Annotated in this window: 23 protein-coding genes; 9 read left to right on the forward strand and 14 right to left on the reverse strand. The window is 41.0% G+C overall.

Annotation, left to right across the window (positions count from 1 at the left end; translation table 11 throughout):
* The first annotated feature begins 45 nt into the window (after positions 1-45).
* The 3 genes from ACP8HI_RS01300 to ACP8HI_RS01310 all read left to right on the forward strand — a co-directional run bounded on the left by ACP8HI_RS01300 (position 46) and on the right by ACP8HI_RS01310 (position 3,069).
* A complete protein-coding gene (locus tag ACP8HI_RS01300) occupies positions 46-897 on the forward strand; it encodes an AraC family transcriptional regulator (protein WP_438349357.1) in 852 nt (283 codons plus the stop codon).
* Positions 898-1,007: 110 nt separating this feature from the next.
* Positions 1,008-1,964: an aldo/keto reductase gene (locus tag ACP8HI_RS01305; protein WP_438351669.1), complete on the forward strand. Its 957-nt coding sequence runs from the start codon at positions 1,008-1,010 to the stop codon at positions 1,962-1,964.
* 91 nt (positions 1,965-2,055) lie between these two features.
* Positions 2,056-3,069, forward strand: coding sequence for an asparaginase (locus ACP8HI_RS01310; protein WP_438349358.1), 1,014 nt, complete (start codon positions 2,056-2,058; stop codon positions 3,067-3,069).
* Positions 3,070-3,226: 157 nt separating this feature from the next.
* Here ACP8HI_RS01310 and ACP8HI_RS01315 read toward each other — a convergent pair whose 3' ends face one another.
* The 6 genes from ACP8HI_RS01315 to ACP8HI_RS01340 all read right to left on the reverse strand — a co-directional run bounded on the left by ACP8HI_RS01315 (position 3,227) and on the right by ACP8HI_RS01340 (position 7,452).
* On the reverse strand, positions 3,227-3,685 hold the full coding sequence (locus ACP8HI_RS01315) for a hypothetical protein (RefSeq protein ID WP_438349359.1): 459 nt from the start codon (positions 3,683-3,685) through the stop codon (positions 3,227-3,229).
* Positions 3,686-3,732: 47 nt separating this feature from the next.
* Entirely contained in the window at positions 3,733-4,188 is a 456-nt protein-coding gene (locus tag ACP8HI_RS01320; protein ID WP_438349360.1) for a hypothetical protein, read from the reverse strand.
* Between the two features lie 47 nt (positions 4,189-4,235).
* Positions 4,236-4,706, reverse strand: a complete 471-nt coding sequence (locus ACP8HI_RS01325) for a hypothetical protein (protein ID WP_438349361.1) — start codon at positions 4,704-4,706, stop codon at positions 4,236-4,238.
* A 130-nt stretch (positions 4,707-4,836) separates the two neighbouring features.
* Positions 4,837-5,598, reverse strand: coding sequence for a MerR family transcriptional regulator (locus ACP8HI_RS01330; RefSeq protein WP_438349362.1), 762 nt, complete (start codon positions 5,596-5,598; stop codon positions 4,837-4,839).
* A 128-nt stretch (positions 5,599-5,726) separates the two neighbouring features.
* The gene (locus ACP8HI_RS01335; RefSeq protein ID WP_438349363.1) at positions 5,727-6,494 is read right to left on the reverse strand and encodes a polysaccharide deacetylase family protein; all 768 of its coding nucleotides are present in this window, start codon (positions 6,492-6,494) and stop codon (positions 5,727-5,729) included.
* A gap of 88 nt (positions 6,495-6,582) precedes the next feature.
* Positions 6,583-7,452: a LysR family transcriptional regulator gene (locus tag ACP8HI_RS01340; RefSeq protein WP_438349364.1), complete on the reverse strand. Its 870-nt coding sequence runs from the start codon at positions 7,450-7,452 to the stop codon at positions 6,583-6,585.
* A gap of 151 nt (positions 7,453-7,603) precedes the next feature.
* Between ACP8HI_RS01340 and ACP8HI_RS01345 the strand changes: the two genes are divergently transcribed.
* Together ACP8HI_RS01345 and ACP8HI_RS01350 are read left to right on the forward strand one after the other, a co-directional pair.
* The gene (locus tag ACP8HI_RS01345; protein ID WP_438349365.1) at positions 7,604-9,346 is read left to right on the forward strand and encodes an ABC transporter ATP-binding protein; all 1,743 of its coding nucleotides are present in this window, start codon (positions 7,604-7,606) and stop codon (positions 9,344-9,346) included.
* On the forward strand, positions 9,343-11,082 hold the full coding sequence (locus ACP8HI_RS01350; RefSeq protein ID WP_438349366.1) for an ABC transporter ATP-binding protein: 1,740 nt from the start codon (positions 9,343-9,345) through the stop codon (positions 11,080-11,082). The genes ACP8HI_RS01345 and ACP8HI_RS01350 overlap by 4 nt, the downstream gene beginning before the upstream one ends.
* A 109-nt stretch (positions 11,083-11,191) precedes the next feature.
* On the opposite strand, the gene ACP8HI_RS01355 is transcribed toward ACP8HI_RS01350, so the two are convergent.
* The 4 genes from ACP8HI_RS01355 to ACP8HI_RS01370 form a co-directional block, all read right to left on the reverse strand.
* Positions 11,192-11,485 (reverse strand): putative quinol monooxygenase, encoded by a 294-nt coding sequence (locus ACP8HI_RS01355; RefSeq protein WP_438349367.1) that lies wholly within the window; start codon positions 11,483-11,485, stop codon positions 11,192-11,194.
* Between the two features lie 33 nt (positions 11,486-11,518).
* Positions 11,519-12,154, reverse strand: coding sequence for a nitroreductase family protein (locus ACP8HI_RS01360; protein ID WP_438349368.1), 636 nt, complete (start codon positions 12,152-12,154; stop codon positions 11,519-11,521).
* A gap of 211 nt (positions 12,155-12,365) precedes the next feature.
* Entirely contained in the window at positions 12,366-12,752 is a 387-nt protein-coding gene (locus ACP8HI_RS01365; RefSeq protein ID WP_438351670.1) for a MarR family winged helix-turn-helix transcriptional regulator, read from the reverse strand.
* A gap of 274 nt (positions 12,753-13,026) precedes the next feature.
* Positions 13,027-13,770 carry an SGNH/GDSL hydrolase family protein gene (locus ACP8HI_RS01370; protein ID WP_438349369.1) on the reverse strand — a complete coding sequence of 248 codons (744 nt, stop codon included), beginning with the start codon at positions 13,768-13,770 and terminating at the stop codon, positions 13,027-13,029.
* A 230-nt stretch (positions 13,771-14,000) separates the two neighbouring features.
* Between ACP8HI_RS01370 and ACP8HI_RS01375 the strand changes: the two genes are divergently transcribed.
* The 3 genes from ACP8HI_RS01375 to ACP8HI_RS01385 all read left to right on the forward strand — a co-directional run bounded on the left by ACP8HI_RS01375 (position 14,001) and on the right by ACP8HI_RS01385 (position 16,109).
* Positions 14,001-14,531: a hypothetical protein gene (locus ACP8HI_RS01375; protein WP_438349370.1), complete on the forward strand. Its 531-nt coding sequence runs from the start codon at positions 14,001-14,003 to the stop codon at positions 14,529-14,531.
* A gap of 483 nt (positions 14,532-15,014) precedes the next feature.
* A complete protein-coding gene (locus ACP8HI_RS01380; protein WP_438349371.1) occupies positions 15,015-15,779 on the forward strand; it encodes a C40 family peptidase in 765 nt (254 codons plus the stop codon).
* 144 nt (positions 15,780-15,923) lie between these two features.
* A complete protein-coding gene (locus ACP8HI_RS01385) occupies positions 15,924-16,109 on the forward strand; it encodes a hypothetical protein (RefSeq protein WP_438349372.1) in 186 nt (61 codons plus the stop codon).
* A 16-nt stretch (positions 16,110-16,125) separates the two neighbouring features.
* Here ACP8HI_RS01385 and ACP8HI_RS01390 read toward each other — a convergent pair whose 3' ends face one another.
* From ACP8HI_RS01390 to ACP8HI_RS01405, 4 genes are all read right to left on the reverse strand, one after another.
* Positions 16,126-17,913 (reverse strand): ABC transporter ATP-binding protein, encoded by a 1,788-nt coding sequence (locus ACP8HI_RS01390; protein WP_438349373.1) that lies wholly within the window; start codon positions 17,911-17,913, stop codon positions 16,126-16,128.
* Positions 17,910-19,754 carry an ABC transporter ATP-binding protein gene (locus ACP8HI_RS01395; protein WP_438349374.1) on the reverse strand — a complete coding sequence of 615 codons (1,845 nt, stop codon included), beginning with the start codon at positions 19,752-19,754 and terminating at the stop codon, positions 17,910-17,912. Before ACP8HI_RS01395 ends, ACP8HI_RS01390 begins: the two co-directional genes overlap by 4 nt.
* 49 nt (positions 19,755-19,803) lie before the next feature.
* A complete protein-coding gene (locus tag ACP8HI_RS01400; protein ID WP_438349375.1) occupies positions 19,804-20,907 on the reverse strand; it encodes an ArsR family transcriptional regulator in 1,104 nt (367 codons plus the stop codon).
* 94 nt (positions 20,908-21,001) lie between these two features.
* Positions 21,002-21,127, reverse strand: coding sequence for a hypothetical protein (locus ACP8HI_RS01405; RefSeq protein WP_438349376.1), 126 nt, complete (start codon positions 21,125-21,127; stop codon positions 21,002-21,004).
* Positions 21,128-21,256: 129 nt separating this feature from the next.
* Between ACP8HI_RS01405 and ACP8HI_RS01410 the strand changes: the two genes are divergently transcribed.
* Positions 21,257-22,312 (forward strand): fatty acid desaturase, encoded by a 1,056-nt coding sequence (locus ACP8HI_RS01410; RefSeq protein ID WP_438349377.1) that lies wholly within the window; start codon positions 21,257-21,259, stop codon positions 22,310-22,312.
* Positions 22,313-22,352: the final 40 nt, after the last annotated feature.

Below are 22,352 nucleotides of genomic sequence, written 5' to 3' on the forward strand. Positions count from 1 at the left end.
ATAGTATTTATTGTTTTTCAAAGAATAGTAGGGGGAGTACAGAGTATGGCCATATTTCAATATAATCCGTTTCGTCCTACGGGTAATCCTTTTCATCTTCACCTTCTGTTCTGGGGCAAGGAAGATTGTGTCCCGGGGCATGCTGTAGGGCCGGGAGTTAGGGATGTGTACAAGATCCATTTCATCCATAAGGGACAAGGATTCGTTCGCGTAGGAACGCAGACGCATAAGCTCGTTGCAGGACAAGGTTTCCTGATCTGCCCCGATGTTGTCTATTATTATGAAGCGGATGGGGAGGAACCGTGGACGTATTCATGGATAGGATTTCAAGGCGCTGAAGTACCTGATATTGTTAAACGAACCTATCTTTCCCCCGCACAACCTGTTTTTTCAATGGATTCGAGAATAATGCCTACATTATACGATCAACTATCGAGTGCGGCTGTACTTGCAAGTAGCGCTCTTGATTTTCGAATAAATGCTATCTTTTTTGAATTTCTGGCATCTTGGGTGGAGATGACCGGAATGGATTCGCCACTCGTTACGATTTCTAGCAGACAAGAGGGATACGTTCACCAGACGTTGGAGTTTCTCCATAATCATTACAGTGAAGATATCTCACTGGAGAATCACGCTGACAATTTAGGATTGGATCGTAAGCATTTAAGTTCGATTTTTAAAAAGGCGCTCGACGTACCACCTCGTCAATACTTGCTGCATTATCGTATGAATAAAGCATGCGAATTACTTAGTAGTGGTAAATTTACCGTTGGAGAGGTGGCGAGATCGGTCGGATATCAGGATCCACTCCTCTTCTCGAGAATGTTCAAGAAGGTTATCGGAATACCTCCGAAACATTATCAAAGAGAACATCATAAATCAGACATTAATCCATAATTATCATCCTTCTTGTTATGGGTTATTCCCGTAATGATGCCTATAATAAGTTGAAAGTTAAAGAAGGAGTGATTATTGTGGTATATTCAGCAGATGATAAGCGATATGAAATGATGACATATCGGAGAAGCGGGAAAAGTGGATTGAAACTACCTGCCATTTCTCTTGGACTATGGCATAATTTTGGTGGAATAGATAAGTATGAGAATGGAAGAGCTATGGTGCGTAGAGCTTTCGATTTAGGGATTACACATTTCGATCTGGCTAACAATTATGGGCCACCAGCAGGTTCAGCAGAGGAGACCTTCGGTAGAATATTAAAAGAAGACTTCAAAGCGTATCGGGATGAGATGATCATATCAACCAAAGCTGGTTATTATATGTGGCCGGGTCCTTATGGAGAATGGGGATCTAAGAAGAGCCTAGTGGCCAGTCTGGATCAGAGCTTAACAAGATTAGGACTCGACTATGTGGATATTTATTATCACCATAGACCAGATCAAGATACGCCTCTTGAAGAGACCATGTCTGCACTCGATTTAATTGTTCGTCAAGGTAAGGCTCTGTATGTTGGTCTTTCCAATTATTCACCTGAGATGACGTTAGAAGCCTCACGTATTCTGAAAAGACTTGGAACCCCCTGCTTGATTCATCAACCACAGTATTCGATGTTCGCTCGTGAACCCGAGCGTGGCTTACTCGATGTATTGGAAGAGGAAGGAATCGGTTCCATTGCATTCTCACCATTGAACAAAGGGATATTGTCGGACCGTTATTTAAATGGAATATCTTCGGATTCTCGTGCTGCGGGGCCAAGTGTATTCATGAATCCGAGTGAACTGACAGATGTGATAATAGCTAAAGTGGCCAAGCTTAACGATATGGCTATGGAACGTGGTCAGAAGCTATCCCAGATGGCACTAGCATGGACGCTTCGCGGTGGAAGAGTGACTTCTGCCCTGATCGGAGCAAGTAAGGTTAGCCAAATTGAAGATGCTGTAGGAACAATTAATAATCTATCCTTCACGGATGATGAGTTAGTTCGGATTGAGCAAATTCTGGCTTGATGGTAATCGAGAAGACTGTGCATAGCTGGTTTCCTTTTTCTATGAAAATGTTTATGATGAAATAAGTCAGAAGCAAAAGGAGAAATCATATATGTCAGAAGCCATTCAAGTGTTTAGAGGGAATTATGTTGAGAGTACACATCATATTCACGTAGCAGTTGTAGATTATACAGGGAAACTCTTGTACTCATATGGAGATCCCAAACGGTTAACTTTCGCGCGTTCAGCAATGAAGCCGTTCCAGGCAGTTCCGATTGTCGAGACAGGGACAGCGGCATCATTCGGATATAGTGCATCTGAGATTGCACTGAGTTGCGCATCACATAGTGGGGAAACGATACATCGGGAAGCTGTGTTGGACATTCTAGAAAGAGCGAACTTAGAAGAAGACGATCTACTGTGCGGAACCCATGTTCCTAGGGACAAAGATAGCTATATTGAGCTAATTAAAGCGGGTGGAGAGCTGACTCCAGTCTTTAGTAATTGTTCAGGGAAACATTCAAGCATGCTTGCGACAGCGGTACATTTGCATGAAGATATTCATACGTATCCCCAAATTAGCCATCCTGTTCAACAAAGGGTGCTTAACGTCATTGCAGAGGTGTGTAGCATTCCTGAAGAACAAATTGGACTTAGTGTAGATGGCTGCGGTCTGCCAGTACATCAAATTCCTCTTTGTAACACAGCATTGGGATTTGCTCGACTGGCACATCCAGGGGGGACGGTTTCTGTAAGTAGAGCAGAAGCACTCGAAATGATCCGTGATGCGATGATGGAGCATCCTGAGATGGTGGCTGGCAAGAAGAGATTCGATACGGACATCATGAGAGCCTTTAATGGGAATATCGTAACTAAAGTGGGAGCCGAAGGCGTACAATGTATGGGAATTGTTGATCGTGGCATCGGTATTGCTATTAAGATTGAAGATGGAAGCGATCGTGCGTCGGGCGTTGCGGCAATGGAAGTGTTGAGACAGCTTGGAATCGGTGATGAGTCAACGGATGAGTTGTTGAAAGATTATATTCATGCACCAGTACTGAATGCGAGGAATGTTAAGATTGGTGTTGTGAAGGCGAACTTCGTTTTGGATCCGGCTGTGATCTAGTAGGGAGTGATTTTAATAGCATAAGAAAAGTAGAAACCCACCTTAGATTTCGTAATTAAGAGGTGGGTTCTTCGCGTCTTCCAAAAGTTTCATGTTCGCATTAGTACATCTTACGAATCCTGGGATATTATCAACACCCTCTCCTCTGATCTATATATTAAGATTGCCGAATAATGGGCCCTTTCGTGAATACAGTAGCTGGTGCAGGACCATCGTACTGAGTTGATGTAGGAAGATGTGGCCCCAGCCCGTATTCAGATTCAATCTGATGTATGAGAGTCTCATCTAAATATTTCTTGGCGAATTGACGGGCTTCTAATCGAGTTAAGAATTCTATCCTAATGTTAAAGGCGTGTATTATAGAAATAAAGGTGCCTAATAGAAGAGAAACTGACCAAACATAAGTTAAAATACTTGAGTTAATTTTAAACAGCATATCTATGAACACGAGAAAGAAAGGAATTGCATAGAGTGCTCCATACATAGTCCAGCGCTTATGTTTTACTTTCCTCCCAATATATATATAGGCAATCCAGTTAAAATAAAAGGTGAAAGGTAACAAAATCCACCATGATTGTGCTAATTTCCATAAAAATCCTTTAGGCTTCCTATCCATTATTAATTAGCCTCCAAGTCATCTTGTTCCCCATTCGAAAGATCATATTAAGATTGCCGAATGAGGAGCCCTCTTGTCGATACTGTTCTAGGTACAGGTCTATCAGAATGAACCTCTTTAGGAAGACGTGGTCCCAGCCCATATTCAGATTCAATCTGATGTATAAGCGTCTCATCTAAATAATTCTTGGCGAATTGCCTAGCTTCTAATCGGGTTAAGAATTCCTTCCTAATCTTGAAGGCGTGTGAAATAGAAATGATACCACCTACTAGAAAATACACCGACCATACAGTATCAACACTTTTGCTCTCAATAAATTGATCACTTATTGAACTCAAAAAGAAGGGGATAGAATATATCAAACCATACTTTGTCCAACTTTTGTTCTTCACCTTCAGACCAATATATATAAAGGCAACCCAATTCAAAATAAATGTGAAGGTTAATAAAATCCACCATGATTGTCTTATATTCCAAAATGATCCTTTACGCTCCTTGTTCATTGTGCATAAGCCCCCCAATAATATGCGACACTCATATGTATTTAGCACTACTCATTGTGTGATGATTGTCGAATGACACGACCCTTTGTTGGAACAGTTGGTGGAAGAGGCCGCTTTGGGTGTTCCGACTCAGGTAGATCGAAGTCTACTCCGTACTCCGATTCAATCTTGCGTTTCAGGTTATTCTCTTCTCTTATGGAGGATAGTTGACGAGCTTCTAATCGAAGTAGAAATTCTTTCCTAACCATGAGTGCATGTATAATACAAATGACCCAACTAATGAGGAAAACAGCAAAACCTACGTTGGATTGCCAACTTGTTTGCTCGGTTGAGGTTCCAGTTATAATTCCGCCAAAACAAGTTAGCGTATAAACGACGCCCCAAATAGCAAACGGTTTACTTTTCACTCTCATGGCAATATAGAAGAAAGCTGACCAGTGTAAGAACATAACAAGGGTCAGTAGTATCCACCAGGATTGGACAATCTTCCACAGCGTTGTTTTATGATTAGGATCCATTATTATGTAACCTCCGTTATGATAATCTTTCCATTCTGCCGCTAAGTATAATACAGAAATATGGGAGCCGACTCTTCGACTCCCATCATTATTTATTCCTAATTATAACATAACTTCTAACAATAAGTGACTATTTCTTCGCAGTATAGATCAGAATAGCATCTCTTAAGAACGCTGCTACCCCAGGTTGTTTCTCATCGTAATAAGCTGTGAATCTTTCATCATCCACGTACATTTGAGCAACTCCGGCATGGGCTTCCTTGCTGTAAGCATTCCAAAAATAACTCAACCATTGGCGGTGCAGATCTGCTGCGTGCTGAGCGAATTCACCTGCGGGATCGCCTGTTGAAATAGCTTTGGCAAGAGCTTCATGGACAGCAACTTCCAATTGTTCAACATCAGCATATTGCGCCTCAGTCATGTCTTTAATCTTCTGATTGGTTTGATTGATCTGTGTATCGCCATATTTCGTTCTAATTTCCTTGCCATATTTCTTTTCATTGTCATCGATCAAAGTCTGTTTGAAGCCTTTAAATCGTTCTTCGTTCGTCATGGGTATGCTCCCTTCAGTTTGAGCCAATGTTGCATCAACATTAGCAATTAATTGATCTAGTTGTGCTCGTTTCTCAAGAAGTTTCGTACGGTGTTCCCTCAGTGCAATCTTCCCATCAAAGGAGGGTGCGGTGAGCAATTCCTGTATATTTTCTAAACCTACGCCTAATTCCCTGTAAAAAAGGATTTGTTGTAACCGATTTACTTCAGTCTGACCATAAATGCGATATCCCGAAGAATTCATTCTTGCCGGCTTAAGAAGACCAATTTGATCATAATATCGTAAAGTTCGCGTGCTAACACCTGCCATGTGCCCAAGCTTTTGTACGGTATATTCCATGTGTTCACCTCCCTGACTAGATAAGAGTACACCTTTACGTAACGTCAATGTCAATCAGTATATGAATTAGCACAACAAAGAACCACTGGAGTGATTTGCACCAGTGGCTTCTCTTAATTCATTTGGAATTATTCACTCACTTCGATATGTCGTCCTGGAAGATCTTTATTAGAGAGTAACTCTGAAACCGTGACGAAAGAATAACCTCTCTTTATTAATTCTGGCAAGATGATTTTTAGGGCATCCACCGTTTGTGTACTGTTATGGACAAAATCATGCATCAGGATGATATCTCCATTGTCAACATTATTCAGTACCTTATTCACAATCTTATCCACACCGGGACTAGCCCAGTCCTTTGTATCTTGATCCCATGACCAGAGAATCATTAACAAGTCATTCTCTTTGCAGATATTAACAGCAGTTTCGTTGTAACTACCACCCGGTGGCCGAAATAGTATCGGTTTGTGTCCAGTAGCATTATATATAGCTTCTTGCGTAAGATTCAGTTCTGTCAGTAATTTCGTTCTGGAGATATTCTGAAAAGAAGCGTGGTCATAAGAATGATTTCCGATCTCATGTCCTTCGAGAAATTCTTGCTTTACAATATGGGGGAATTTCTCTACGCGATTACCTACGACAAAGAACGTAGCTTTGGCTTGATATTGTTTGAGAAGATTAAGGATCTCAGGTGTCCTTGTATAATCAGGTCCGTCATCAAAGGTAAGGGCAATGACCTTGTTCTGGGATGGTACTTCCCATATGATATCACCACGCTTCTCATAATACTCTCTCCCTTTACCTAAAGTAGAATGAGGTTCGGCATATGTAGTGTTGATGAACAGATTGGCTAAAGAGAATATGATTAGTATTCGAGTCATGTTCAAAATGTTCATTTGTCCTCCGTCTTTGGGTCTTATTTTACATTATGAACGTTATGATTCACCACTATATGGTCAATTATTCAGAAGAATATTGAAATAGCTATCCCTTGCTGAAGCTATCTATAAACTTGGTAGCTAGAGATGAGATATATTTATCCTTTATCCAAATGGCGGCTATCCTTGTTCTTAATGCTTCACTATTGATCTCTTTGAAGATCAGATACTCATGATTGGCGAGAACTAATGCGGACTTCGGTATGATTCCGATTCCAAGTCCAGCGTTTGCCCACAATAGTGTTGTACGAGCATCGTCATTTATGCAAAAAAGAGTAGGTTCAAAACCTTCTTTCAAACAGGTCTCGCGAATGAGTTGCTCAAACCTGCGATAAATGATGAGTGGTTTCTCTATTAATTCAGCGACATCGATCGTGTTTTGATGAGATGCCCAGTCAAAATCTGGGGTCATTACGGCGATCATGGGCTCGGATTCAGCATATCGGCATTCTAGATTGGACGTGTTAAAAGGCGTTCTGACAATGCCAACCTCCACAATCCCTTTCGTTAAGAGATCAATAATCATAAAGGTATTGCCTTCGTGGATTTCAAATTTCACACCCGTATAGGCTTTGTGAAATTCGGAAAGCCTTTCCTTCATAAGGGTTGCACCAGAGGAGGACACCGTGCCAATGGAAAGGGTCCCCTTCAGTCCTTTGACGAAATCGTTAATTTCTCTTACGGTGGAGTCCGTTAATTCTAGGATTTGTTGTGCTCTATTTCGCAGGATGATCCCCGCATCCGTCAGTTGTACACTACGGGGTCTTCGCTCCACGAGTTTAACGCCAAGTTCCTCCTCAAGAAGCTTGAGTTGTTGACTTAGTGGCGGTTGTGCCATTTGTAGCTTTTTCGCCGCCGATGTAATCTGACCTTCTTCTGCAATGGTAAGGAAGTATTTGAGTTGTCTAATATCCATAAGGAGTCCTCCAGTGTTGAGATATGATTATCGTATCGCATGAGAATGAAACTGATATTTTTAATATGAGAGTAGTTATGCCATAATCATAGTCGGTACTACATAATAGTCAATTATTTCGACGATATCTTACGATAGGTGATGATTAGAGTTGTTTAAGTTAGCTACATATTTAAGACCTTACAGGAAAGAGGTCATCATCGGACCGATCTTCAAGCTTTTGGAAGCTATATTTGAGCTACTCCTACCTACGATAGTCGCGCTCATTATTAATAAAGGGATAGGAATGCGTGATACGTCTTATGTATTCAAAATGGGTGGGCTTATGATTGTGCTTTCCATTGTAGGATTTGGCTGTTCAATGATCTGTCAGTATTATGCGGCGCGTGCCTCGCAAGGATTCGGTACCACATTGCGGAATAAGATTTACAAACATATTTCAACGCTCTCATACACGGACATGGATAAGTATGGTACACCATCGCTCGTTAACCGAATAACGAATGATGTCAACCAGCTTCAATTAGCTGTTGCGATGTTCATACGTCTCGTTATACGAGCACCTTTTATCTGCATTGGTGCAATTATTATGTCAATGATATTGGATTTTCAATTGTCACTTATTTTATTAATAGCCACACCTATTTTTGGAGTGATCTTATATTTCGTAATTACACGTACCTCGCCTATCTATCGAAGCTATCAGCAGAAGCTAGATCGAATTGCGCTTGTTTTAAGTGAGAACCTATCGGGGGTACGAGTGATTCGGGCTTTTGCAAAGAGTAGACAGGAAAGACAGCGATTTAATGAAACGGCGGAGGATTTAACTCATACAGCTATACGAGTAGGTCGAATTTCAGCACTACTGAATCCGTTGACGACACTTGTAGTGAATGTTACCATTATCGCGATTCTGTGGGTTGGTGGTATCCACATCAATGAAGGTCGTCTCTCGCAGGGTGAGATTATCGCCTTTATGAATTACATTACGCAAATCTTGCTAGCTTTAATCGTCGTATCGAACTTGGTCATTATTTTCACGAAGGCATCATCCTCGGCTGGACGAATTAATGAAGTATTAGCAACGACAACATCCATTCCAGATACAGGGAATATTAGTTCTCACACATTCGACAAACATACGGCAGTGCCAGCTATTCAATTTAACAACGTCTCCTTCGGGTATAACATGACAGGTGATATGGCGCTTGAGGATATTTCCGTCGAGATCACCCGCGGTGAAACAGTTGGTATTATCGGTAGCACAGGCTCAGGTAAATCAACGTTTATCAATCTAATCCCAAGGTTCTACGATGCGACAGAAGGTGAAGTGAAGATTGATGGATTTAATGTGAAGGATTATTCTCTGATGCAATTAAGGCACAAAATAGGTGTGGTTCCTCAAAAGTCCGTGCTCTTTACCGGGACTATATCCGAGAATATCCGCTGGGGTCATGAAGATGCAACGGATGAGGAAGTCGCGAAGGCGGCTGCTATGGCGCAAGCCGATGAATTTATCTGCAAGCTTCCAGATAGATATAACACGCAGGTCTCCCGTGGGGGACTCAATTTATCTGGTGGTCAAAGGCAACGCCTGACGATTGCTCGTGCATTGGTTGCTAAGCCAGAAATCCTTATCCTTGATGATTCCTCAAGTGCTCTGGATTTCGCCACGGATGCTGGGCTAAGGCGTGCACTGAAAGAGAGCGATAGGTTGATGACTGTACTCATGGTGTCGCAAAGAGTTAGTACGGTACAACAAGCTGATAAAATAATCGTATTTGAGGAAGGTCGAGTTGTAGGAATGGGTACGCATGATGAATTGATGATTAGCTGCGAGGTTTACAAAGAAGTTTACCTTTCTCAGCTTTCCAGTGAGGAGTCGGGCAAATGAATAATAAGGAAACATGGAAGAGACTGATAAAGTATACAGGACGATATAAAAAAATGACGATATGGGCGATACTGTGTGCTATTCTCAGTGTTGTCGCCAGTCTGATCGGTCCATTATTGATAGGTAGGACTATTGATCATATGATCGGTGTGAAGCAGGTCAATTTCAGTGCAATGCTGGAATTGTTGGTGATTCTAGCGATCGTATATGTCGTTGGAAGTCTCTTTGGGTGGTTGTTGATCTACTCGACGAATCGTATCGCTTACCGGACTGTGTATGATATGCGTCGTGAACTCTTCGAGAAGATGAATATATTGCCGCTCAGTTATCACGATACTCACCCACAAGGTGACAGTATTAGTCGTTTTGTTAATGATATGGATATCGTCTCAGATGGACTTCTTCAGGGTTTCTCCACATTGCTTACAGGTGTGATTATGATTGCGGGATCCATTGCATTTATGCTCTATATTAATCCGCTTATGGCGTTAGTTGTTCTGATTTCGGCTCCAGTCTCATTCTTTGTGGCACGATTCATAACGACACGATCTCAGCAGATGTTCCGGGAGCAGGCTCGCATCTTAGGTGGACTAAACGGATATGTGGAAGAAATGATTGGTGGACAAAAAGTGGTTCAAGCATTTCAGTACGAAGAGCGTTCGTTTACTGAATTTGAGGAGAAGAATCAAGCGTTGTATCAGGCAGGTGTGAAATCTCAGTTCTATGGTTCATTATCCAATCCGACAACCCGTCTGGTAAACAATATTACTTTCTCTGCTATCGCAATGATTGGTAGTATAGCAGTCATACTTAACACCATTACAGTGGGGGAACTATCAAGCTTTCTAATTTTCTCAAATTTGTTTGCTAAACCTTTCAATGAAATTACTGGTGTATTAACGCAGCTTCAATCGGCAAGTGCATCGGCGCAACGTATTTTCTCTGTTCTTGATCAGACGGTGGAACAAGCTGACGCTCCAAATGCTATTCATTTGGAACAAAGTAAAGGGACGATAACCTTTGATAAGGTGAATTTTGCCTACAATCCTGATCGACCACTCATTACCAATTTCAGCTTAGAGGTTAAGCCGGGGACTCGTATTGCGATTGTCGGTCAGACTGGAGCAGGCAAGACGACACTTGTTAACCTTTTGATGCGTTTTTATGATGTGAATAGCGGTGCTATCATGATAGATGGTGTGAATATTAATAACATTACTCGCGATAGCTTGCGGCAAAGTTTCGGTATGGTATTGCAGGAAACCTGGTTATATGGGGGAAGCATTCGAGACAATATCGCTTATGGTAAGCCAGATGCAACGGATGAGGAAGTTATTATGGCAGCGAAAGCGGCTAATGCACATAGCTTCATCAAACGATTACCTAACGGGTATGATACGTTGATTTCTGGTACAGGGGGCAGTCTATCTCAGGGACAAGAACAGCTTCTGACGATTGCTCGCGTGATGTTAGTAGATCCACCGATGCTTATTCTTGATGAGGCAACAAGTAGCATTGATACTCGAACGGAGATTCGTATTCAGAAGGCTTTTCAGAAAATGATTGAGGGGAGAACCAGCTTTGTTATTGCACATCGACTATCGACGATAAGAGAAGCTGATTTAATCTTATATATGAAGAATGGTGATGTCGTGGAGAGTGGAAATCATAAGGAGTTGTTAGAGCACGGTGGACATTATGCAGGGCTGTATAATAGCCAGTTTACATCGGCATAGATGTGTCTAGGTGTGATTTGAAAAAGGGGATGTGCGCAAGCCAAGAACTATGGCTTGAGGCACATCCCCTTTCTGTTGATGAAGTAATGTTGTTTATGAGATATTAGGTTTAATTGATGGATTGTCCATTAAATGATTTAATGTCTAGTGGTGCAGCTAAGAAGTTACCAGCCTTACCCACAAAAGTAGTGAAGTGTGTGCTAGCATTGTGAAATGCTACTGCATCGGAATCTTGCCAAGCTTCAACCATAATGAATATATTCTCTTTGTCAGTGCTTTTGAATAAGTCGTAAGAAATATTGCCGCTTTCTGCTTTTGAAGCTTCAATTAAAGGTTGAATCTCTTCAACAAATGCTTGTTGTTTATCGGCGATAATATTAAATGTGGCATGAATAATGATCATTGAATTTCCCTCCATTATTGTGAATGATATTTCTTACTTCCATTGAGCAATTGTATCGATAGGTAGACGTACAGATTTATAACCTTGATCCGCTGCTTTACCGATTGAGATAAGCATAACAGGAACGTAGCGATCTTTATCTAATCCGAATGCCTCGGCAATTTGATCCTTCTCGAAACCACCGATTGGATTCGTGTCGTACCCATGAGCACGAGCTACGAGCATCAGTTGCATTGATACAAGGCCACCATCAATGAGGACGGTCTCTCTATTATCTTGAGGATCCAGTGTTGCGAAATGGGCTGATAATCTAGGAAGTTGCATCTCTTTTGTCTCTAAGGGCATATAACCAAGTTCAACGGCCTTACCGTATATTTCTTCAGCTTTATCGAAATTATTCAGATCGCCAAAGACGGCGATGACAGCAGCGGATGTTTCAACTTGATTTTGATTGAATCGAGCAAGTGGTGCTAGAACTGCTTTTGCTTCAGGGCTCTCGATCACAACAAAGCGCCATGGCTGTAAATTAATTGAAGAGGGTGCAAGAGTTGCCTCTGTAAGTATTTCAGTCATTTCTTCACGGCTGATTTTTACGGAAGTATCATAATCTTTGATGGAGCGGCGTCCTGTAATTATTTCTGTGAAGTCATTTATTTTAGTAGTTTGCAAAGTTAAAATCTCCTTTTGTCTGTTATTATAGTGCGAGTTCAAAAATTCATCTTTTCAGCACCGAGAAGATTGGATGAAGATAGGGAATGAGGAGCGGAGCGTAGGCAGTACCTACGTGAGCACCGGAAGGACCGGCTGAATTCAATATTCGATGTCGAATACGCCTCTTGCTATACTTCGTGATCAAAAGATGATTTTTTGAACAACCTCTTTATAGTTGGTTAATATGGTGGATCATCCGGTTGAGCATATCGGATAGCGTAGATCGTTCTTGCTCGTCGAAATCTTTAAGCAATTGCGTAATAAACTGTTGCTTCTCTTTTTTATAAACGATGATTTCATGGCGTCCACGATCCGTTAGTTTTACGAGTGTGACTCGATTATCGTCTGGATTATTACGCCTTGAAACAGTACCTGCTACTTCAAGTTGCTTTAAGTGCCGCGTGACTGCTGCGCTGTCAATTTTCACTTCTTTTTGGAGTGTGGTTTGACTGATTTCATCTACTAGATAAAGTTGATGTAAAAGCTGCAGTCGTGATGGACTAATACCTGCGCAACGTTCAAACTTAGTACTGATCTGTTTACTAAGAGATTGCATTTGGTCAAAGACATATGCTTCCTCAGATGATAATGGGGTCAATGTGGGCCTCCTTATATCATGCGTAAAACCATGATGTTTATTAGTTGATGCATCAATGGTTGACATGTCAATTAATATAAAGCATATGAATCAATAAATCAAGTGTCTTTCACTTGCTAATTATTTCTGAGCTAATCGGAAATGAACAGAAACACACAAATGGCAGACCGAGGATAATACCCTAGGTCTGCCACTTTCCTGCACTATTCTCTTGTAATGAGGGAGGACATAATCAATTCTTATGATCGAGTAGTAATTGAAAGTCATTGTTACGGATGAAGTCTAACACTTTATCGTATATAAGCTGATGTCCGTCTTTATTCGGGTGTATACCATCCACACAAATAAATTTAGTGAAATCAGGCTGCTCTAAGAAGGCACTTCTTACATCAATAATTCTCGTCTGGGTGCTCTCGGCAACCTTGAGAATCGTCGAGTTGTATCGTTCCTGCCACCAATAGATTTTGGTGACACTCCCTAACCATTTCAGGATATTTGCAGCTGCTACCGGGTTATTCTGGCTGACCCAATTGAAATAATTCTCTGCATTAAGTGGAGGGAGGTTCATTAAAATAGGCGTAATTTGTTGGCTTTTTAATAATTCGATTGTTTCCCTAAGCATTTTCTCAAATACATTGAAATCGGTCTTTGGATTATGCTCTGCTTCAGGGTTATCGGCAATTTCATTCCAATGAAAATCACAATCGTTTCCACCATACTCGATCAGCACGAAGTCGGGCTTTTCTTTCTGTATGTCTTTTTTAAGATTTCCAATTCCTTTAATCAGCGTATTTCCAAATCTCGCCGTATTGCGAACAACGCCTTTTAATTTACTTTGCATGAGAGAAACATAATTATCTTCAAGAATGACATACTTACTGCGAGATTCATCATAAATAACTCCTTTGGAAATGGAGTCTCCCGTAATCATATACTTGGTGCGGTTGATAGATAAGTCGTCGCTATCGTTGCTCATGATCTCACCTCAATTATTCCAAAGGTTTCATCGCCTTTTTTTAAGTGTAATATAGGTTGTAGCATAAGTAAATCTAGGTGGTATTAACATAACAACAAATAAAGAGGATGTGTATAGAAAGTGATTTTTTTAAAATGTATACACTTTGTGAAAAGTATAGCAAGAGGCTCTTTTTTACTTAAAATCGTGTTATACTAAATTTATACAAATAGAAATCAGGGGGAATTATAATGAAAAAATTAATGAGTTTAGGATTGGTGTTGGTGTTTGTATTATTGGCAGCTTGTGGAAGTGATAAAGAACCAGTCGCAAAAGAACCCGTCGCTACAGAACCAGCAGTTGATGTAGTAACGACTGCATCCATAGTAAACAATGAAGAAGCATTCTTGAATGCGATCAGCAAAGATGGAACATGGATCATTGCTACACTTAATGATTTGAAGATTGATAAGGATCTTGTATTAGATGGACCATTTACGAACAGAGACGTAGCCGCACGTAAGATAGCTCTTTATGAACAAGATGCAGATAAGAATATAACGGCTTCTTACACACTTACTGCTCCTAAGTTAACAGTTACAAGTGAAAATGCAAGAATCCAAGGTGGAACTTTCGTTGGTGATGTCTATGTTGAAGCTAATGGATTTCAACTTGTAGATGCAAAGGTTGAAGGTAATGTATACTTTGCAAGTGAAGAATTCAAAGCATCTTTTGATGTATCAGAAAAAGGTGTTGTAACTGGAGTTACTGAAGTTAAATAATAGTTTCATTCAAGAGAGAAGGGTCTTAGGGAGAATAATCCCTAAGACCCTTTTTTGATACGCACAGAGATTCTTAACTAGTCATCTGGAAAATCTATAGATAATACCACTTAATTGGTATGAATGTTCACTAAATGGTCTAATGATGCAGGTGAGTGAGTGGTAACTATTGGGAAATGGGCACGAGAACAGAGTTACTATTTAGGTATTTAGACCTATATAATTTACAGGCTATTATTGTTTTTTTTTAGAGAAGAAATCAATAATAAAGAGGATGGTTACAATATTGTAACCAAATGAGTGCAACGTGATCTCCTTGTTTATAATTGCCTTATTTATCCTTTTTAAATATAACGTTACAGTTCTTTTTACCTAATTGGAATCAATGAATTACGACTATGGGCTGATTAACTAGCGCGAGAAAGCACTTTACAATGAGGACAAGCATGCAGAAACAAACGCATCTCAGGAGGTAACAACAACATGAAGATTCGCACAAAAGTAATATCAGCATCATTCGCAGCAGTAATGCTGTTTGGTGGCTTGTCCACAACCGTCTTAGTCCAACAAGTAGAAGCTGCAACATCTACATCAAAAGTGACTTGGGGAGTTAATTTACGAAAGGCTCCTACTACTTCTTCTAGCGTCATTCGGATGCTTAAAAAAGGTGAGAAGATTGTTGTTCTGGAGAAATCCGGTGCATCATGGCTTAAGGTGAAAAACGTTGAAGGAACGATAGGTTATATCTCTTCTTCATCCAAATATACTACGAAAGATTCAGGGAATTCAGGTAACAATAACACGACAAGCAGTAGTGTTGAGAAGGTCATTGCAGCAGGAATGAAGTACATGGGAACACCTTATGAGTACGGATCAAGCCGTTCTAATACTGCTACATTTGATTGTTCTGATTTTATACGCCAAATTTATATGGATGGTCTTGGAATAAAGTTACCAGCTGATTCCAGAGCTCAAGGAAGTTATGTAAAGGATAAAGGAACTGTACAGACTGATTGGACCAAGCTGAAACGTGGAGATCTGATGTTCTTCATGTCCTATAAAGGATCAAGTGCATCTGCCTATTCTGGTGTGAAGAAATCAACAGCTAGAATTACGCATGACGGTATTTATTTAGGAAACGGACAAATCCTTCATACCTATTCCAAGGAATCTGGTGGTGTTACCATAAGTAAAATTGATGGTACGCACTGGGAGAAGAGGTTCCTGTTCGGGGGAAGTGCACTATAATTAAGATATGCAGCAAAGCACCGTTTCATAGACAAAGATCCCATTCGAGGCTAATCGATGAGGATCTTTGTCTGTTTAAAATGATATACTACATGTAAGAACACCGTTTAATACAGAATTGTTCATAAGAATGGGAGAATTATTATGATTAGGAAAAATTGTTTACTAGATGCTGATTTTCAAAGATCAATAACCTTTCAAAGAAATATAGAAGTATGGGTGGATCAAGAGTTAGCGATCGTAGGTAGGGTTGAGTCCTTCACTGCAGAATCAATTCGAATTGATGGGAATGAATATGTGAGAGCCTCCTGTACGTTTGTTATGGTGTAAATGCAAACAATAAAGGTCACGCTTTAAACTGAATATTGTATAATTCGGCATACAGTCCGTTCAACGCTAGCAAAGTATGATGCGAACCTTCTTCAACAATTACACCTTGATCTAACACGATAATTCTAGAGGCATCCCTCACCGTAGATAGTCTGTGAGCGATGACTAACGTTGTTCGATCTTTCATGAGTAGATCAAGTGATTGTTGAACAATTCGTTCTGATTCGTTATCCAAAGCGGAGGTAGCCTCATCTAGAAGAAGAAGCGGAGCATTACGAAGGAAGGCTCTCGCAATAGCGATTCGTTGCCTTTGTCCACCGGATAAGGTTGAACCATGTTCGCCTAATATCGTGTCATACCCTGCGGGCATCCTTGATATAAACTCCTCTGCACCCGCGAGTCGAGCAGCTTCTTGAATATCTTCTTCGGTTGCTTCATTTGAACTGAAAGCGATATTGTCCCTTATTGTTCCTGAGAATAAATAAGGTGTCTGAGGTACATACGTAATCATGGAGCGCGCTTCTTCAAGGTGCTTATGAACAGACTTCCCGTAAATGGAGATACTACCGATATCAGGTTCATATAGACCACAGCATAACCGAACAAGTGTCGTCTTGCCTGAACCGCTTGGCCCCACAACCGCAATGGTTTCCCCAGGAGAGATATTCATATTAATTCCGGCAAAGAGTGATGATCCACTTCCATCAAGAGCGTAGTGTCTGTAATGGACATCTTGTAAGGACAATGCTGCAGCCTCATCTGAAGCCTCATCTGAAGCCTCTGGATACGAGGCAAGTTGCGATAATGGATTTACTTCGCCTTCGTCGGACATCTCAAAAATATCGAATACACGATCAGCTGCACCTAAAGCTTCTTGCACCCCGCCCCAAGTCCGAGACATATGTACGAATGGCCACTGTACTCGTCCCATCAAAATGATAAATGCGAGTACTTCACCGGCTGTCGTTCCACCTTTTAGAGCAGATAAAGCAATTAAAGCAGCACATGCAACCATGACTATATTATTGATAAATGCCGAGGATTGCCACAATAGTCCGTTTAAAATGGTTCTTTTTAGTTGTAACCGATTCAATTTCCCGCGTTCAAGCACATATCGATTAAGGAGAGTATCTTCTAGCCCAAATGCTCGCACCACTTTCATTCCCTGCAATATTTCTTGCAATAATCCACGAAGTTCTGCTTCCTTCTTATAAATTTCCGTAGATAATTTACGTAGCTTTCGATCAAAGAACCGACCAGACAGAAATACAATAGGACCTGAACCAAGGGCAAGAAGCGCGATCCACACGTCCATTTGGGCTAAGTATAGAAACGAAACAAAGCAAAGGAGAAGATTGTATCCGAGGTCGTATACAATGCTATTTACTACGCCGATCGCCATACCTGCATCCTTATTATTACGTGAGGTTAGATCACCAGAATGCATCGATTGGACATAAGTGAATGGAATTTTGTGACTTTTGTTAAAAAGTTTAGCACGAATATCCCATGACATACGACTCTGCACAACGAATCTAATATAATGTTGTAACATGAGGCAACAGATAATAACGATACAGACCATTGCACAAATGACAGTCAAACGGATAAGTGAGTTCATATTAGAGCTATTGATCGTATCAATGAATACCTGCTGAATGACGGCAAAACCGATGTCCATCACGAGTTTGGCAGAAAGAAGGAGGATGGCAACAATAAATCCGACCCGATAAGGGATCGTATAAGGAATCAATCTACGCAGAATGTAGCCCAGTTTATGATCGGTAGGTTCTTTAACGTTCATGTTTCGACCTCCATAGCCTCGGGTGAGACGTTATCATTCTTAAAAGTGATCTCAACCATGGCTCGGTACTTACCATCTGAAGCCATTAATTCATGGTGTGAGCCTTCTTCAACAATCGAGCCGGACTCCATATAATAAATTCGATCAGCATCTCTAATGGTGGATAGTCTATGGGCGATAACTACGGTAGTACGGCCATACATGAGTTCTTTAAGGGCTTGTTGCACAATCTCTTCATTGTGGCTATCAAGTGCTGCTGTCGGTTCATCGAGAAGCAAGAGCTTAGGTTCACGGACAAATGCCCTAGCGATAGATAAGCGCTGCCGCTCTCCTCCAGACAATGTAAGTCCGCGTTCGCCGATGACAGTCTCATATTGTTGGGGCGTTGTCATGATGAACTCGTGAATGCCAGCCTTTCGCGCGGCTTTAATAATGTCTTCATGTATGGCATCTGGTTTTCCCCAGCAGATATTCTCATACAGTGTGCCAGAGAAAAGATACGGTTCTTGAGAAACGTATGCGATGCCAGCGCGCCATTCCCGAGGATGGATGTTTCTTAATTGCAGATCTCCACAGCGTATAATGCCTTCGTAGGGTTCATAAACGGCAAGTAGTAGATTAAGGAGCGTGCTTTTTCCACTGCCACTAGGACCTGCAAATGCAGTTACTTTCCCAGGTTCAATTGTAAGAGAGACATCAGTTAATACTTGCTCATCTCGGTAGCGGAAGTTGACTTGTTCGAATGAGATAGCGTGTAACCCACTCACAATCGGATTGGAAGCTGAGGTGGAGTTCCTTGTGTGAACGTCATAAAGATCAGATTCAAGATGGACACCCTCATCCTTCAGATCGAGGACTTCAAACATTCGGTTACCTTGTGCCATGGAAGCTTGTAATTCAGTCCATAAGTTGGCAAGGCGAGATACGGGGTTCGTAATTTGCTCGAAACAGATAAGGAATGCCGCGACGGCACCTACATCTAGACGACCGTCAATGACGAGGTATCCACCATAGGACAGAACATACATTAAGCCACCGAGTATAACAGCTAATGGCATGTTATACCCTACCGCTTCTAGGCGAGAGACCGGCAGATGAATGTTGAAATACTGTTTCACTCGTTGTGCAAATTGATCATGAAGCTTGGGACCCAGTGAGAAGGCACGCACGACCTCAGCACCCTGTACCGTATCTTGAATAAAAGCTTGTTGCGCTGTTTCTAGTTTCTGTCTTTGCTCATGCATAGAGCGAAGACGGGAGGTGAAAGGAATCATGACTAGCGGAACCAAGGAGCAGATGATTAGAGTCCCGATAGTTAATACGTACTGGAGGGATAATAGATAGGTAAGGAGGAAGGCAATTTGCATCAAACTGCTAAGCAAATCGATGGTTTTTTGATTGATACCTTGCTGAGCAGCAACGGCAGAATCATTGATACGGCTTATGAAATCAGCAGAATGATAACGGTCTAAATCCTTCATTTGTACTTTCAATAGCTTGGATAGAACCGATGCTTGGAGCTTGGCGATCGACTTGAATTCGAGTAGTCCTGAGACATAAGTTTTGAGAAACTCCCCGCAAGCATCGACGATAACAACCACTACTGCAAATATGGCGCCAGACACTAGTACTGACATGTCGTGATTTGTAGCAGCGTTAATAATACGACGTAAAGATTCAGCTAAGGCAACATTTGCAAGCGATAAGATTGCTGCAATGATGCACAATATGATGTACCAGCCCAAATAAGGTTTTCCTAATCTCATGAGACGTTTCAAAGTGCTAGAAGCGCCGGATGCCGTTCTGTTATTCACAACCTCTTCTTTCGTAGTTCGGCTCAAGTTACATCCTCCCAATGACTAATCAAATTCACTACTGTTTAGGGTCTACTCAGTAATCTTCATCCAGCATGACTCTAGTTGTTACAGCCAGCAATTCTCGTAGTTTTTCTATATCGAGATGATAATACATTCGATGCTCTACTCTTTTCATTTCAAGAAGATTTAAGAAGAATAAGAAATTGGCATGATAATTTACTGCGGATGGTGTTATGCTGAGCTTTATCGCTAGTTCCTGTCCATAGTGAGGACGTTCGCGCAGAAGTAATAAGATGTCTAAGCGTCTTTTATCTGAGAAGGCCTTTAAGAACAGCTCTGTCTTTTCTCGATCGGCAGCGGGTCCGAATACGCGATCATTATGTATGCCAAAAATAACCCATCCGATCCATGATGTTCCGGTATAAAAGACTAGGTGGTCGTTACCTACTTGGGCCATGAGACTGATATGAAAGATTGTGGGTATGTCATAAGTAGTGGGCTCGGTTCCGGTATGATCACGAATGAATCGTTCGGGATTGGCATGGAAAGATTCTTCGTACCGTATTGCAGCTCGTTCAGACTCTACCCTCAAACGGTCTTTCCAGAGAGAAAAGGCATCATGGTAGAACTGCTGTATGAGTTGTATACACCGTACCTTGGTCTCTTCTGGATGGGCAAGACATTCGAGTAGCGGTGCATGAGCTTCGGCTACTTCCTTTTGGGGTCTTGTTTTTTTTACGATTTCAAGTAGCAAAGGAATGTCCTTTTTGACAACTTCCCAATCCATACCCTGTAGAAGCTCATCCATTTTATCGTGATAAACGCCATATACCATTTCTGCGACTATTCTTTCTGCAGGGCTATGCCCTAGGCGCAACATCCATTCTTCTGCAGACTGCGGTTCCATCGATGAACAGATTGATTCATAGAAAGCGAAATCAAGTCCTTTATGTAAAAAATTATATTCGAAAAAAAACTGAAGCTCCCGAAGGGTATGAGGTGATAATCGTGCCCGCGCCTCTTCATGAAAGGATATAGCAAGGGGGTCTGTTTCCAGTTTGTAATCCTCTGCAAGTGCGATCATTTGCTCTTCACAAGCGATCATCCCCATGGAAACAATCAATTCGAGAGCTTCATTATAGGCAAAGCTAATATTCTTATTTAATAAATCCTTCATAGTTATCCTCCTGACATCTTTTATTATATTTGTTGAATCTTTAATGATAATCAATAACATTCAGTTTTTATGTAATGTTAGAATATACAAAAATTTACTGATTGTAAATAGAAAAATAACTATCCATATTAAAATTGATGAAAAGGGTGGTAGCTAAAGCGTAATAATTCAATGGATTGGACAATAATGGAATGACACGCTGAGCTAAAGAGTATGACATATGTCATACTCCTGACTAGACGTTTATGACTAGTACAGTCGCGCTTAGTTGCCTATACTAGAGAGAGTAAAGTACGCTGAGCTTGTAACAAGTTGTCTTAAGCGTCGAATCTGAGGAGGAATACATGCAATGACCGAGGCTAAACAAGTCAACCTAAGAAAAAAGGTCGCCCCTTATGAAAAAACCGAAATGAAATCAAGTGTTAGGCAGCTTATAAATACAATGGGACCATTAATAGTACTTTGGTACGCAGCTTACCTGAGTCTTTCTGTTTCATATTGGTTGACATTGGTATTAGCGATTGTCACTTCTGGCTTTGTGATCAGAACCTTTATTATTTTCCATGATTGTACACATCAATCGTTCTTTAAGAGTAAAATGGCCAATAAGGTCATTGGAACGATAACGGGTGTCGTTGCGTTGGTTCCATACGAGCAGTGGAAATACAGTCATTCCATGCATCATGCAACCAGTAGTAACCTAGATAAACGTGGTACAGGAGATATGTGGCTTCTTACCGTGGATGAATATGCAGAGGCTTCTAAGATGACCCGATTGGCATACCGATTCTATCGCAATCCGTTAGTCATGTTTGGACTTGGTCCGATCGCTGTATTCTTATTCCAATATCGTTTTAACCGTAAAGGGGCGAAACGCAAGGAACGGATTAATACCTACGTGGTAAACATTTCTATTGTGGCTGTATATTCATTATTGATATGGGCTATTGGCTGGCAGGCATTTGTTATGGTTCAAGGTCCGGTCTTCTTTGTATCAGGATGTCTTGGAATTTGGTTGTTCTATGTCCAACATCAGTTCGAGGATTCCTACTTTGAGAATGAAGATGAATGGGATTATGTAAAAGCAGCAGTGGACGGAAGCTCGTATTACAAACTTCCTAAGGTTCTTCAATGGTTCACAGGTAATATCGGTTTCCATCACGTTCACCATTTGAACCCGAAGGTGCCGAACTACCATTTAGAAGAAGCTCACAATGCAACGCCACCATTGCATCAAGCTACAACGATTACTATTGGTACAAGTCTTAAATCTTTAAACTTCCGTCTGTGGGACGAGGAGAATAAAGTATTTATCAGCTTTGGAGAGATGAAACGACGTCTTCGTAAACTGAATTCCGGAGCAGAGAAACTGAATGTCAGCCTTCCTAATCAACAAGAGAAATAATTACAGGTGTAAGCTTTATATGTTAGAATATTATCAAATT

Origin of the sequence: Paenibacillus sp. FA6, from assembly GCF_051550225.1 — a bacterium.
Classification (GTDB): domain Bacteria; phylum Bacillota; class Bacilli; order Paenibacillales; family Paenibacillaceae; genus Paenibacillus_AQ.

Coding starts and splice junctions, on each gene's coding strand:
- ACP8HI_RS01410 (WP_438349377.1), top strand. CDS start 21,257: ATGACCGAGGCTAAACAAGTCAACCTAAGAAAAAAGGTCGCCCCTTAT.
- ACP8HI_RS01300 (WP_438349357.1), top strand. CDS start 46: ATGGCCATATTTCAATATAATCCGTTTCGTCCTACGGGTAATCCTTTT.
- ACP8HI_RS01385 (WP_438349372.1), top strand. CDS start 15,924: ATGATTAGGAAAAATTGTTTACTAGATGCTGATTTTCAAAGATCAATA.
- ACP8HI_RS01320 (WP_438349360.1), bottom strand. CDS start 4,188: ATGAACAAGGAGCGTAAAGGATCATTTTGGAATATAAGACAATCATGG.
- ACP8HI_RS01325 (WP_438349361.1), bottom strand. CDS start 4,706: ATGGATCCTAATCATAAAACAACGCTGTGGAAGATTGTCCAATCCTGG.
- ACP8HI_RS01365 (WP_438351670.1), bottom strand. CDS start 12,752: ATGCAATCTCTTAGTAAACAGATCAGTACTAAGTTTGAACGTTGCGCA.
- ACP8HI_RS01400 (WP_438349375.1), bottom strand. CDS start 20,907: ATGAAGGATTTATTAAATAAGAATATTAGCTTTGCCTATAATGAAGCT.
- ACP8HI_RS01405 (WP_438349376.1), bottom strand. CDS start 21,127: ATGTCATACTCTTTAGCTCAGCGTGTCATTCCATTATTGTCCAATCCA.
- ACP8HI_RS01390 (WP_438349373.1), bottom strand. CDS start 17,913: ATGAACGTTAAAGAACCTACCGATCATAAACTGGGCTACATTCTGCGT.
- ACP8HI_RS01335 (WP_438349363.1), bottom strand. CDS start 6,494: ATGAACATTTTGAACATGACTCGAATACTAATCATATTCTCTTTAGCC.
- ACP8HI_RS01375 (WP_438349370.1), top strand. CDS start 14,001: ATGAAAAAATTAATGAGTTTAGGATTGGTGTTGGTGTTTGTATTATTG.
- ACP8HI_RS01340 (WP_438349364.1), bottom strand. CDS start 7,452: ATGGATATTAGACAACTCAAATACTTCCTTACCATTGCAGAAGAAGGT.
- ACP8HI_RS01310 (WP_438349358.1), top strand. CDS start 2,056: ATGTCAGAAGCCATTCAAGTGTTTAGAGGGAATTATGTTGAGAGTACA.
- ACP8HI_RS01380 (WP_438349371.1), top strand. CDS start 15,015: ATGAAGATTCGCACAAAAGTAATATCAGCATCATTCGCAGCAGTAATG.
- ACP8HI_RS01355 (WP_438349367.1), bottom strand. CDS start 11,485: ATGATCATTATTCATGCCACATTTAATATTATCGCCGATAAACAACAA.
- ACP8HI_RS01305 (WP_438351669.1), top strand. CDS start 1,008: ATGATGACATATCGGAGAAGCGGGAAAAGTGGATTGAAACTACCTGCC.
- ACP8HI_RS01315 (WP_438349359.1), bottom strand. CDS start 3,685: ATGGATAGGAAGCCTAAAGGATTTTTATGGAAATTAGCACAATCATGG.
- ACP8HI_RS01350 (WP_438349366.1), top strand. CDS start 9,343: ATGAATAATAAGGAAACATGGAAGAGACTGATAAAGTATACAGGACGA.
- ACP8HI_RS01370 (WP_438349369.1), bottom strand. CDS start 13,770: ATGAGCAACGATAGCGACGACTTATCTATCAACCGCACCAAGTATATG.
- ACP8HI_RS01330 (WP_438349362.1), bottom strand. CDS start 5,598: ATGGAATATACCGTACAAAAGCTTGGGCACATGGCAGGTGTTAGCACG.